The organism is Methylomusa anaerophila (assembly GCF_003966895.1).
Lineage (GTDB): Bacteria > Bacillota > Negativicutes > Sporomusales > Sporomusaceae > Methylomusa > Methylomusa anaerophila.
In genome coordinates this window covers 2,057,870-2,070,823 of the sequence record NZ_AP018449.1, presented here as the reverse complement: position 1 = coordinate 2,070,823, position 12,954 = coordinate 2,057,870, and the positions used below count along the sequence as shown (strand labels likewise).

Here is a 12,954-nt window from a genome sequence, read left to right as displayed (position 1 = left end):
GATAACTAAATATAAAAGATATATAAAGGATAAAAATGGACCGCGCCGCTTGCCCGTGCGTACCAGACAAGCGGCGCATTCCCCGGGAGGTAGCCGCCATACTACCTCGCATTATTATTGTATGCAGACCAAAGATATAAATTCACCTTCCTGCCGTCCTGCAGGTATGTATTTTATTGCCAGATTTTCTTGATTTCAACACCTGGATAATAATGCTTAATGATATCTTCAGCTTTTACGCCATGTTTAGCATAAGTGTAAGCGCCCCATTGACAAAGGCCGACACCGTTGCCCCAGCCCTGGCCTTTAAAAGTAAATGTGCTGCCGTCGTACGTCATTTCAGTAATCAGGGTGGATTTCAAGCGGTCATATCCTATTGCCCGCCGAAATTCAGCACCATACATTTTTTTATCGCCGGCGCCAATATAGAGTATCCGGCCGGATGGCCCCTTTTTCAGTATCTGAATATCTCCCGGGCTGCCCTGATAGCCGATGGCGGCCGCAACCTCGGAACCGGGGATTTCTATCGTCCAGGTTTTAATATCGTCAGGCGCATATTCATAGCAGTCGTCGGCGACAGGTTGAAAATACGGCGTTGGATAGGGTATTTCTACAGGAAAACTTTCTTCCCGGGTTGCGGAGATTTGGCCGTTGCAGGAGCTGTAAATGGCGTTAACCAATCCGCCGGCATAAAGTAAAATCATTCCTCGGGTCCGCTTAACGGCTTGCCTGACGCTATCATTGACTTTTTCCGGCGCATAGGCCTGCAATTCTTCTTTGGAAGTGCTGACATCCGCGTTATGCAGCTGTTTGATGGTGCCTGCCTCTATCGCGTTAACGGTAAGAGTTCTGGATACGATTGCCTGCGCCGCGAGCGCTTCCGGCGGCCAATCCGGCTTCATCTCCTGGGCGATAACTCCCTCAATGTATTTTTCCAGCGCCATAGTGGTTACATAGCCTTTGTCGGCCAGATAAACCCTGACCTGTGGTTCGGCCGGATATTTGCCGGCATCAAACTGAGGTACGCCCGGAATAGGTTCAGGGGCCGGCGCCGGAACAGGAGGCGTCGGAGCAGGTTTTTGGGCAGGAGGCCTGAGCAACATGTACGCTCCCGTGATGAATATTACAACTACAGCGACGACTAATGCGGTATTGATTGCTTTGTTTCTCATGCGCTCCCACCTCGTTGTTAATATTGGTAATAAACTGCTGTTTTATACATCAGGCAGTTGAAATAAATCTACCATAAGTTTATCTTCCCCGGCGCTTAGCATTGACCGTATGGCCACTCTGCGCCTGGTAGAGTTAATGAAGCGGAAGTCCTTGTCGGTATAGGTTGTGGCATCTTGGCCGGGCGGCACATAGTTAACCGGCTGGGAGTGGGGATGACGCTCGGCAACATATAAGCCGGCCGCCAGCACAGCATTAAATAAGGTGGAGGAGACCTGACACATTCCGCCCCCTACTTCCTCTTCCTTTTGGCCGTTATCGCCGAACACCGCGGCTGGTTGAAAACCACGCTCCACCATCGGTTCGCCGGTAGTGCGATTAAAGGAAAACTCCCCCCCGGACTCAATGACTGTGTTGTTGATTAACCCTGCGGTTAATCGGATATTATTCACCCGGCCGGGGCTTTTATCCAAAATAGGCGTAGCATAGGAGGACAGCAGCTTGGCTCTCTTTAACTGATCGGCGGTAATGGCAGGAGCCAGTTCCTTATAAACCGGCGGCACCCCGGCGCCGGACGGAGCCATAAGAATGCGGCGCAGTGTTTCGGGAACGTCAAGGGTGTGCCCCCGCCGTTCCGGCGTAATTTTACCGGTTCTCTGGCTAAAGCCGGCATTCACCGGCGGCATCCCGGTCTTGCCTGCTAAATCATGCAAAACAGCTTTCAGTTCCGCCGCCGACATTCCCCCTACCGCTACTCCTGCTACCGTTACCCCGGCTGCTGCCCGCTGTGATTCCGGCTTGGGCGCCGGTTTACTGAAACCGCAGCCGGCAATGACAATAATCAATGGCAACAGAATCAGCAGCATTAAAGTTACCGGCACAAAAAAATTTTTTTTCCCCGCCGTCATAAACTGTCACTTCCTTATATAGCCTCATAACATGAAGTATCGATTTTGTGATTAGGAGGAGAGAAGATGAAAAACGCTCTATCCGACCTAATAGGCACGGTAGAAGGAATAACCTGCCACTCGGCGGAAGTAAAACCGGGTTACGTTTTCGTTGCGATTGAAGGCCGGTCAACCGACGGCAATCTTTATATTAAAGACGCCGTCGCCAGAGGCGCAATAGCCATTGTCACGGACAAGCCGGGTAATTTGTCCTTTCTTAAACCACCGGTAGTCAATGTGCCGGATGCCCGTTGGGCATTCTCCCAACTGGCGGCGTCGTTTTACGGTGACCCTTCACGGTTCTTATCACTGGTGGGAGTATCGGGATCAAATGGTAAAACTACCATTACCCATATGCTGGAGCATATATTTTCCCAGGCTGGCTATAAAGCCGGGCTTATTGGTACCGTGCAGGTGAAAACCGGTAAGAAATCTTTTCCCAGTATCCTTACTACTCCTGATGCCGCAAGCATTCACAAATACCTGGCCGAAATGCGGCAAAACGGCGTAACCCATGCCGCAATGGAAGTATCCGCTCAGGGAGTAGCAATGAAAAGGGTGGAACATGTACAATTCTCCGGTGGAATCATGTCGAACATTTGTCCTGATCATTTAGATTTTTACGGCGATTTTTCGAGCTATCTGGCGGCAAAACAGGATTTCCTGCGGCTTATCCCCAATCACGCGCCCCTGGTTATAAACCAGGGTGACCTTTATTGCTCCGATTTGGCCGTAAGCTTTCCCGGCCCGGTTATCACCTGCGCCGTAGATAGCTGCGCCGATATTTCGGCAAGAATACTGCACCTGACTTCCTACAGCAGTAATTTTGTGCTGGAACTATCCCGTCCGCTCACCACTTCCGCCGGTGCAGTCATCCCCGCTTGCCTTATTCCTGTCCGGCTTACCGTTCCTGGGCGCCATAACGTAGAAAATGCCTTACTGGCTGGAACCGCGGCCTTGCTGCAGGATATTCCCCTGCCGTTGGTTGTCGCGGCGTTAGGAAATTTTAAAGGCGTGAAACGAAGAATGAATGTCTTCCATATCCAGGGACTCACGGTAATTGACGACACCGCCCTTAATCCCGGCAGTATTGAAGCGGTTTTTGAAACGGTTCAGGCCTTCCGTTACCGCCATTTGATTGTCGTCAACGCGATACGGGGAAAAAGAGGGCCGGCCATTAACGCAATGAACGCCGCCACCCTGGCCGGTATTGCGAAAGAATTGCCATTGGAGCTGATTATCACGTCAAGTTCTGAACAAGTACCCTCCTCCGACACTGTCCTGCCGGAAGAACAACTGGCTTTTTTATCTACTCTTGACGCCTTGGGAGTAAACTATACATATTCCGTCACTTTGTCCGCCGCTCTGCAAACAGCCCTTAATTACGCCCAGACCGGTGACCTGGTTGTGCTCATCGGCGCCCAAGGCATGGACGCCGGCAGAAATGTGTTTACCAATATATTGGTTCCGGATGCTGACGCCCTCTGCGGCGGCAGTTATTTAACTCTATAATCACTTGCTTCCGCACTGCATTTAGGCTCTTTCTTTATATAACCGGAAAACATAGCCTGCAGTTTTGCGGGATCTTCAGTAAAAACCAAATACAGATGAAACGGAATTGTTGTCAGGAAAAACATGGCGATGCCATAGTAAATGACCTGGAGATTCGTCAGTCCGCCCAACATGCGCAATACCCCTGACGAAAAACCGGCAGCCGGCAGCATTAGAGGTATAGCGGCCATACCTGCCAGCAGAATCGCCAGCCACCAGGACGTAAACAGGATTTTCTGTCCCGGGCTATATCTGCCGTAATTAGGATGATTTTCAGTAATAAACAGCGTATAACGCAGAAAACTCCTCATATTAGGTAAATCTCTCGGCAGAAAAATTACTTCGGTAAACTTTCCCATCATAATATAATAATAGGACTGCCCCCCGATGTTCAAAAGCAGGATGATGCCGGCAATATTGTGCAGCTTTCGTATAAGGCCGTATGGCAGTCCTCCCCAGGGATTGCTCATATAAAGGCCGGAAACTACCAGGAAAGTAACGGCGGCGAACATAATCCAGTGAAAAAATCGAACAGGCCCCGGATGCAGCAAAAGTTTCATAATGTTCTCCCTTGTCCATAATAGTAAAAATAAACATCCCCCGGAAAGGGGGATGTTATTCTTCTTGTTTAAAATTTAATATTGACTCTGGGAATATTTTTGCCGTAGAAAATTTCGTTCATTTCCTTTTTTAGGCGTTGTTTGATTTTTTTCTTCTCACTGGCCAGAAGCTCTTTTTTGGCGGTACCGAACAGGTAATTATCCAGATCAAATTCTTTCAGCAGCATTTTGGTATGGAAGATATTTTCCTGATACACATTTACATCGATCATTTGGTATATATCCCGGTTATTACTGGAAATATAATTCTGGATCGAGTTAATCTTATGGTCGATGAAAAACTTCTTGCCGTTTACGTCTCTGGTAAAACCCCGTACCCGGTAGTCAACATTGGCGATATCCGGGTTGAAGCTATTAATTAAAAAGTTCAAAGCCTTCAAAGGTGAAATATGACCGCAGGTTGCAACGTCAATATCGGCCCGGAAAGTACTTATTCCTTCGTCAGGATGACTTTCCGGATAGGTGTGAACTGTAATATGGCTTTTATCTAAATGGCAAACAACCGTTTCCGGCATCGGCTGATGCACATGGCATTCGAGGCACTCCTCGTCACTCACCGGTTCCCCCGGCTGATTCATTTGATCTTCGGAAATCAGCATAGTAACGCTTGCTCCCTGGGGATCATAGTCTTGCTTGGCTATATTAAGGATATTGGCCCCAATCATATTTGCCACTTCGGTAAGAATGCTGGTTAGCCGGTCAGCATTATATTCCTCGTCAATGTATTGGATATAATCGTCGCGGTGCTGCGGGGTTTTTGCATAACATATATCGTACATGTTAAAGCTGAGTGACTTGGTAAGATTATTGAATCCGTAAAGTTTCAGTTTTTTTATTGACCTAATTTCCATCTGCTTGTCCTTCCCTCACAAATAAATATATGACCGGACTTGCAACTATTTTATTTTCACAGTATATTTTTCCGTCATTTTCGCCGGATAATACGATTCCTTTGCTTTTCTAAGCCCTGGTACTCCCATATCTTCCTCCCTGTTAATATAAGACACGGACTGCCAGGCATGCCGGCAAAATTTTTGATTGATCAAGGGATATATTCCTCTAATATCCGGACTGGCCTTTTCCACATGAATAACTGCAGTGTCGTCATTAAGTTGTTCGCCGAAAGTAAATGCCTCCACTTTGTTATTAACAGTAATCAGCGCCCCCGTCAAATTGAGAGCCTGGTAGTTTTGCAGCACTTCGATAATCGCCTGTTTTTCATTCAGCAACATCGGATCTTCATCACAGCCCTTTTGGGCGCACCACTCGAAAATGTTAATAATGCAATGCCCCACCCACTCGTCGGTCAGCGGATAATATTGATAGTCAGGGTACATCCTGATAAAACTGTTGATATGATTTTTCTTGCCGTGATATTTTCGGCCTTTGAGTTCGGCAAGATCTTGCCGGTTATATACATAATCAAAGTTATCCCGGTCAGCGGTAAACGTAAAATAGCCTGGACGCCAGTTTTCCAATATATCCAGCATGAACTTCTCCACATCACCCAATATGAATGGCCAGCCATTGGCGGCAAAGTAGCCCTCCATTTGGGCCAGAACGTCTTCTACGCCGTCATCCCCGCCAAAAGGCTGCAGGGCAAAGTTATAGGTTCCGAAGCAAGCCTTGATACACAAATGTTGATCAATGACAGTCCATCTGATATTATAAGCATGGCGCCACATAAAAAGATTGGTAAAATTAAAATGGGCGTTCTCATATCGCCGTTGGCGGAAAAAACTGTCAAACAGAGGTTTCTGTTCTAATGTGATTTCTTGAAATTGGATAATGAGCCCCCCTTAATCCGCTTTTATTGCAGTATCCGAAAGTATAATTTCCCGGAATTTTCCCCATTGCATCAGAATTCATAACATATAGACGACCGCGATAAATCTATCTTAGTATATGTAGGCAGTGGTCTGGCGGCAACCATAATATGCTGAGACCAGGCTTCCGGACCGTCCTGGGCCGGGTTACTCGGTGGCGGATATGGATTGTGACTTCCGGGAATCGGCCTTGGCTAAACTTCGCGATAAGAGACCTTCACCATTGGTGAAGGTCTTTCAAAAGCGCCGTGCATTTTTTTTGAATCATAATGTTTGGACAAACTCAAGGCGTTCGCCGTCAGGGCCGCTGAAAAACAGGATTTTTTTGTTTCCCGCTAGGCGGGGCGTGTCAAAGGCAAGCGGCACATTCCTTTGCTTCAGTCTGCTTACAGCCGCGTCCATGTCCAGGACGGCGAAAGCAATATGGTCCACCGGTCCGGCGGAACGTTCGCCGCCAGCAGCTGCTTTATATTCAACCAGTTCCAGTATTTGCCGCCCGCAGGCCAGGAAAGTAAGACAGGCATTGTCATTGTCATAACTGTCAATAACCGTGCAGCCTAACACTTCACGATAAAATTCCAAGGACCGGGCCGTATTCCTGACAACAATACCAACATGTGCTATCTCGTACATATCTATACTCCTTATGAACTTATAAACAACAATAAAGTCTATGCAAGAATCCCCGTAATGATACTTCAAATATTCTTCTACTTTAAGCCGGGTTCCTGCTTTTCGCCTTTCCTTTTTCGGTTAAATATCCGTTAAGGGGCGGCTACCGGTAATAGTTTACTCCTGCTTCAAATATTCTCTGATTCTTATTGCCGGGAACATTTATCGCCACATTCGCGCCAATACGCTCGGAATGCCCCATCTTGCCAAGCACCCTGCCGTCGGGACTGGTAATGGCTTCAATGGCATCCATTGATCCGTTGGGATTATGCTCTATTTCGTAAGTGGGATTGCCGTGAAAATCAACATATTGAGTGGCGATTTGCCCATTTGCCGCCATGCGGTCGATTTCCTCCGGCTTGGCGTAAAACCGGCCCTCGCCGTGGGAAGCCGGAATAACAAACACTTCTCCTGCCGTCACATTGGCAAACCAGGGAGAAAGCACCGAAACCGCCTTTGTTTTTACCATACGGGAAATGTGACGGCCAATCCGGTTAAAGGTCAGCGTCGGACTGTCCGCCGTCAAGTCACGGATTTCGCCGTAAGGCACCAGCCCCAACTTCACCAGGGCCTGGAAGCCGTTGCAAACGCCCAGCATCAGTCCGTCCCGCTTTTGCAGCAGTTCCGACACGGCTTCCCTGATTCTTGGGTTGCGAAACATGGCGGCAATAAATTTGCCTGAGCCGTCCGGCTCGTCCCCGGCGCTAAATCCCCCCGGCAGCATCACAATCTGAGCCTTGTTGATGCCGGTTGCCATGTTCTTAACGGATTCTTCAATATGCGCTCCCGCCAGATTGCGAATGACCATGGTTTCAACTATGCCGCCAGCCTTTTCAAAGGCTCGCCGCGAATCGTACTCACAGTTGGTCCCCGGAAACACAGGTATGAAAATTCTTGGTTTGGCGATCTTCCGGGCCGGCCTGCGGGTATTGCGTTTTTCGTATAAAACCGCCCGCGGCTTGCCGGCAATGGGTTCCGGCCGGGTGGGAAACACTTTTTCCAAAGGTTCTTCCCAGGCGGCAAGCGCCTCGGCGATGGAAATAATATCCCCGTCGCCGGCAGTAATAACCGGCCTATCCTGAGTTAGGCCGAGAACCTCATAATCCACCTTCGGCAGCAAGTCCGGCAGATTGGCGCCTGCCGGCATTTCCAAAAGGATGGAACCGTAATCGGGTCCAAACAGGCGATGCCGGTTTTCCTCCCGGGTCCAAACCGCAGCGAGTGCCAGTCCAATCCGGTTGCCAAAGCTCATTTTACTTACCGCAGCCGCTATGCCGCCCAATTTTACCGTATGAGCAGCCAATACTTTGCCTGCCCGCACAAGGTCGTTGATCCTACCCCAATTTCGCGTCAGTACTTCAAAATCAGGCAGGCCATATTCGTCCCGCTGAGCCGGGATTAACACTACCTGGCTGCCTGCCGCCTTAAACTCCTGGGAAACCGAGTGACGGACATCCATGGCTGCTACCGCGAAAGCAACCAGCGTCGGCGGCACATTTAGATCCTTAAAGGTGCCGGACATGCTGTCCTTGCCGCCAATTGCCGGAATACCAAGGCGTTTTTGCGCGTAATAAGCGCCGAGGAGAGCGCTGAAAGGCTTGCCCCATTTGACACTGTCCTGACCCAGTTTTTCAAAATACTCTTGCAGCGTAAGCCGCACTTTCTTATAATCCCCGCCCAGCGCCACCACCTTGGCGACTGCTTCCACTACCGCATACAACGCTCCATGGAAAGGACTCCATCCGGCCAGCTGCGGATTATAGCCGTAGGCCATAACCGTACCGGTATGGGTCTCACCGGTCTCTAACGGCAGTTTGGCGATCATGCCTTCCGCCGGAGTGCTTTGGTACTTGCCGCCAAAGGGCATCAGCACCGTTGCTGCCCCGATGGTGCTGTCAAACCTTTCAACCAGGCCTTTTTGCGAACATATGTTAAGATGCGTCAGATTGTTCAGCCAGATCTCTTTCAGGTTCAACGGCTGCGCCGGCAAGCCGGCAAAATAGGCTTGCGCCGCCGGTGGTGCGGCCACTTTTACCTGGGTATGCTGTTTCACCCCGTTGGTATTCAAAAAATCCCTGCTGATATCGACGATTGTCTTTTGCCGCCATACCATTTTCAGCCGCTTCTCGCCGGTAACGCGAGCCACAACTGTGGCCTCCAGATTCTCGGCGGAAGCGAAATTTATGAAGGCTGCGGCATTTTCCGGCGCCACGACCACAGCCATGCGTTCCTGCGATTCGGAAATAGCCAGTTCGGTGCCATCTAAACCTTCATATTTTTTGGGAATAGCGTCCAGACGGATCTCAAGACCGTCAGTCAATTCACCGATGGCTACCGATACCCCGCCGGCGCCAAAATCATTGCATTTCTTAATCAAGGTGCCGACTGCGGGCTGCCGGAAAAGCCGCTGGATTTTCCGCTCGGTCACCGGATTGCCTTTTTGCACTTCAGCGCCGCAGTTATATAAAGATTCTTCATTATGCTCCTTGGAAGAGCCGGTTGCTCCGCCGCAGCCGTCCCGGCCGGTGCGTCCGCCCACCAGAATGACAACATCGCCGGGTGCGGGAATGCCCCGGACAACATTTTTCCTGGGAGCCGCTGCGATTACCGCGCCGATCTCCATGCGTTTGGCGATAAAGCCTTCATCGTACACTTCCGCCACTTGTCCGGTAGCCAGGCCAATCTGGTTTCCGTATGAACTATAGCCGGCCGCGGCGCCGGTAGTGATTTTGCGTTGCGGCAGCTTGCCGGGGAGAGTGGCTTCCAGGGAAGCCCGGGGATCGCCGCTGCCGGTCACCCGCATTGCCTGGTACACGTAGGACCTGCCGGAAAGAGGATCGCGAATGCAGCCGCCCAGGCAGGTGGCGGCGCCGCCAAATGGTTCAATCTCGGTCGGATGGTTATGAGTCTCGTTTTTGAACATAACCAGCCATTCCTCCCGTTGCCCGTCCACATCCACGTCAACGACAAGGCTGCAGGCGTTGATCTCTTCCGACTCATCCAGGTCAGGCAGCCTGCCCTGCATTTTTAACTCTTTCATAGCCAGCGTGGCCACATCCATCAGGCTGATATCTTTTTCCCTGCCGGCATACACGGTTTCCCGGGACTTTTTATACTCCCGGTAAGCTGCTTGTACCGGCTGGTTGTATTTCCCCGGTTCAATCTGCACAGCTTCGATTTTCGTTAAAAATGTGGTATGGCGGCAGTGATCCGACCAGTAGGTGTCGATGACTTTAATCTCGGTAATGGTAGGGTCGCGCCGCTCCGTTTCCCGGAAGTATTGCCGGCAGAAAGCCAGATCATCATAACTCATGGCCAGCCCCTGGGTATTCATAAAGTCCTGAAGCTCTTCTTCCGTCATATTTATAAAACCCTTTATTACGGCTACGTCCCCGGGCGCGGCCGCTGTCACGGCAAGGGAAGCCGGCTTTTCCAGGGAAGCTTCTCTGGCCTCCACCGGATTAATGCAGTATTCTTTTATTCTTTTGAATTCCTGTTGGCTGATATCCCCGGCAAGGACCAGCACTTTCGCAGTGTTTACCGCCGGCGGCTCCTTCTGGCTAAGGATCTGCACACTCTGAGCCGCCCAGTCTGCCCTTTGATCATACTGACCCGGCAAATACTCCATGGCAAATACTTTATCCGACGGATCAGCCTCAATCCGCTCCGGATATACCACGTCTACAGGCGGCTCAGAAAAAATAGTGTAAACAGCGACGGCAAATTCCTGGTCGCTGACCCCGGCCACGTCGTAGCGATGAAGAACCCTAACCGCCTTCAGTCCTTTTATGCCCAGATTTTCTTTGAGATCGGCATAAATGCCGGCTGCCTCAACCGCAAACCCCGGCTTTTTTTCTACAAATATCCGGCGTATCCTATTGTCTTTTATTGTCAAATTGGCCGCCCCCTAGTTATTCAGTAGTCAGGAGTCAGAATTCAGGAGTCAGAATAAAAAGAACGGATTGTCTCATAAAATTTCAGAATTCTGACTCCTGAATTCGGAATGAGCGCTATACAGCTTTGGAAAGGATTTGCCGCGCGTGCCGCGCATACTTTGTATTTATAAGTTTGGGAGTTATTTGGCACCTTGGGCGGAAATTCGTTTCCACAGAATAGCCATGATAACTATGAATATAATTACAATTACAAAAATACTAATCTGGTGCCCATACTCACTAAGCAGATGCCAGTTTTCGCCGAGAAGCTGCCCCAAGTACGTCAAGGCAATGGTCCAGGGAATGGAACCCAGGATTGTGTAAACGACAAATTTTGTGAAATCAACCCGGGCAAAGCCTGCCGGCAACGATATAAAGGTGCGGATTACCGGTAACAATCTGGCAATAAAAACCGCTGTCAGCCCGTAACGGTCAAACCACCGTTGGGCTAAGTCAATTTTATTACGGGTTACAAAAAAGTACTTGCCGTATTGGAAGACGAAAGGCCGACCGCCATAATAACCGATTGCGTAGGATACTATTGAACCCAAAAGTCCGCCCAATACACCATAGGTGGTTGCTAACCAGAAGTTTAGTTTTCCTAAATATACAAGATAACCGGCAAAGCCAAAAATTAATTCACTCGGTATGGGAATATTGGCGCTCTCCAGGGCCATACCGATAAAGATAGCCCAATATCCCCATACGTCTATATAATGCGTTACAAGCGCAGATAGATTATCCATCTTATCATCCCCCAACTATTTCCATTATTACCTTTTTGTGAGCAAATTCAGTAGTATTACCTCCCCAAACCGGCTGACCGTCAAAGGTCAGCTTTAGTTGAATAAATTTTAACATAGGACACAAATCTTAATTTGACTATCAAAAAACCGATAGTAATATAGAAAGTAATTGGAGATATATATCATTTTTTGGCGAAGCCTGTCAAGACGGGCTCTTTTTCCTTTATTCAGCAGACCAGAGAGTTTCAAATACGAAGTGGAAGGGAGATTCCGTCCGTGACCTCACTTACCAGACGACAATTTTTGCAAAAATGCATGCTATCCCTTGCCGCGGCGGCAAGTATTTCTTATGCCTTTAATTTCCAACCGTCCCAAGCTGCTAATGATACTTTGCCTATTTTGCTGTATCACCGGATTGGGCCTGAAACCGATGCCCTAACGATATCTCCCAGCCGCTTTAAAAGCGATCTGCAATATCTCCATGAGAATGGTTATAATACCCTTACCCTGGCTGCGGCCAAAGATCATTTGTCCGGAGTCGGCTCCATAACCGGCAAGCCTGTTTTGATTACCTTTGATGATGGCTATCTTGATAACTATGCGAATGCCTTTCCCCTGCTGCAAAGCTTCTCCATGACAGCCAGTTTTTTCATCATCACCGGTATGCTTGACCAGCCGAACAGGATGACCATGTCACAACTCTTGGAAATGTCGGCCGCCGGCATGTCTTTCGGGTCGCATACGGTAAGTCACAGGCCTCTCGGAAATTTATCACCGGCTGAAATGTCGCAAGAACTGGAAAACTCCAAAGCGGCTTTGGAAGACCTTCTGGGGAAAGCCGTCGATTCTGTGGCGTATCCCCGCGGCAGCTATAACCTGTCCACTCTTTACTCCAGCCACGAGCTGGGCTACCGGTTCGGGTTGACAACGAATACCGGTTACGCAAATTCACGGGCAAGTCAATTAGCGCTGAACCGGATTCCGGTGTTTCGCTATGACCAGCCATTGGCCGAATTATTGAGATATTGTTAATACTGCTTTGCCAGTCACTATTTTGAACCGTAACTCATGATTTAGCTACCAACATAATTCCCGACAAAATAAATGCCAGTCCCGCCAGCCGCAGCAAGCCGATTGGCTCGTGAAACAGAAAATACGATGCTATAAACACCAGGACATATCCCAAACTGATAAGCGGGTAGGCATAGCTTAGCTCAACCGTCCTCAGCGCATAAATCCACAGGAGTGTGCTAACCCCGTATAACGCCAGCCCGGCCAATAACGGCCAGGCTGTAATTATTTTTTCTACCAATGGGCCACTGTCGGGAATTTTGGTAGCGCCGTATTTAAGGCCTACTTGGCCGACGGCGCCAATCCCCACCGACAGCAGTATCACCCACAGGTCTTTGTTCACGTTGATCCCCCCCGGAAACCGATTGAATAGCTATATCATCCACCATGGCCTCTAATTCGCGCTGTAGTTTTTC

General features: G+C 49.4%; 11 protein-coding genes. 2 read left to right on the top strand and 9 right to left on the bottom strand.

What is annotated here, in order from left to right; genetic code table 11:
* Window positions 1-173: 173 nt before the first annotated feature.
* Both MAMMFC1_RS09240 and MAMMFC1_RS09235 read right to left on the bottom strand, forming a co-directional pair.
* Window positions 174-1,172: a SpoIID/LytB domain-containing protein gene (locus tag MAMMFC1_RS09240; protein WP_126308258.1), complete on the bottom strand. Its 999-nt coding sequence runs from the start codon at window positions 1,170-1,172 to the stop codon at window positions 174-176.
* A 42-nt stretch (window positions 1,173-1,214) separates the two neighbouring features.
* Window positions 1,215-2,078, bottom strand: coding sequence for a VanW family protein (locus MAMMFC1_RS09235; RefSeq protein ID WP_126308257.1), 864 nt, complete (start codon window positions 2,076-2,078; stop codon window positions 1,215-1,217).
* 66 nt (window positions 2,079-2,144) lie between these two features.
* On the opposite strand from MAMMFC1_RS09235, the gene MAMMFC1_RS09230 reads away from it, so the two are divergent.
* Window positions 2,145-3,629, top strand: a complete 1,485-nt coding sequence (locus MAMMFC1_RS09230; RefSeq protein WP_126308256.1) for a Mur ligase family protein — start codon at window positions 2,145-2,147, stop codon at window positions 3,627-3,629.
* Here MAMMFC1_RS09230 and MAMMFC1_RS09225 read toward each other — a convergent pair.
* The 6 genes from MAMMFC1_RS09225 to MAMMFC1_RS09200 all read right to left on the bottom strand — a co-directional run bounded on the left by MAMMFC1_RS09225 (window position 3,614) and on the right by MAMMFC1_RS09200 (window position 11,467).
* On the bottom strand, window positions 3,614-4,228 hold the full coding sequence (locus MAMMFC1_RS09225) for a cytochrome b/b6 domain-containing protein (RefSeq protein ID WP_126308255.1): 615 nt from the start codon (window positions 4,226-4,228) through the stop codon (window positions 3,614-3,616). The two genes, MAMMFC1_RS09230 and MAMMFC1_RS09225, sit on opposite strands and share 16 nt — an antisense overlap.
* 68 nt (window positions 4,229-4,296) lie before the next feature.
* On the bottom strand, window positions 4,297-5,139 hold the full coding sequence (gene speD / locus MAMMFC1_RS09220; protein ID WP_126308254.1) for an adenosylmethionine decarboxylase: 843 nt from the start codon (window positions 5,137-5,139) through the stop codon (window positions 4,297-4,299).
* Window positions 5,140-5,184: 45 nt separating this feature from the next.
* Window positions 5,185-6,039 carry a DUF2156 domain-containing protein gene (locus MAMMFC1_RS09215; RefSeq protein WP_269471888.1) on the bottom strand — a complete coding sequence of 285 codons (855 nt, stop codon included), beginning with the start codon at window positions 6,037-6,039 and terminating at the stop codon, window positions 5,185-5,187.
* Window positions 6,040-6,378: 339 nt separating this feature from the next.
* The gene (locus tag MAMMFC1_RS09210; RefSeq protein WP_126308252.1) at window positions 6,379-6,747 is read right to left on the bottom strand and encodes a VOC family protein; all 369 of its coding nucleotides are present in this window, start codon (window positions 6,745-6,747) and stop codon (window positions 6,379-6,381) included.
* A 142-nt stretch (window positions 6,748-6,889) separates the two neighbouring features.
* Window positions 6,890-10,681, bottom strand: coding sequence for a phosphoribosylformylglycinamidine synthase (locus MAMMFC1_RS09205; RefSeq protein WP_416338605.1), 3,792 nt, complete (start codon window positions 10,679-10,681; stop codon window positions 6,890-6,892).
* Window positions 10,682-10,861: 180 nt separating this feature from the next.
* Window positions 10,862-11,467 carry a DedA family protein gene (locus tag MAMMFC1_RS09200; RefSeq protein WP_126308251.1) on the bottom strand — a complete coding sequence of 202 codons (606 nt, stop codon included), beginning with the start codon at window positions 11,465-11,467 and terminating at the stop codon, window positions 10,862-10,864.
* A 303-nt stretch (window positions 11,468-11,770) separates the two neighbouring features.
* Between MAMMFC1_RS09200 and MAMMFC1_RS09195 the strand changes: the two genes are divergently transcribed.
* Window positions 11,771-12,499: a polysaccharide deacetylase family protein gene (locus MAMMFC1_RS09195; protein ID WP_232035748.1), complete on the top strand. Its 729-nt coding sequence runs from the start codon at window positions 11,771-11,773 to the stop codon at window positions 12,497-12,499.
* Between the two features lie 34 nt (window positions 12,500-12,533).
* Here the strand turns inward: MAMMFC1_RS09195 and MAMMFC1_RS09190 are convergent, their stop codons facing one another.
* Window positions 12,534-12,881, bottom strand: coding sequence for an SMR family transporter (locus MAMMFC1_RS09190; RefSeq protein ID WP_197723964.1), 348 nt, complete (start codon window positions 12,879-12,881; stop codon window positions 12,534-12,536).
* Window positions 12,882-12,954: the final 73 nt, after the last annotated feature.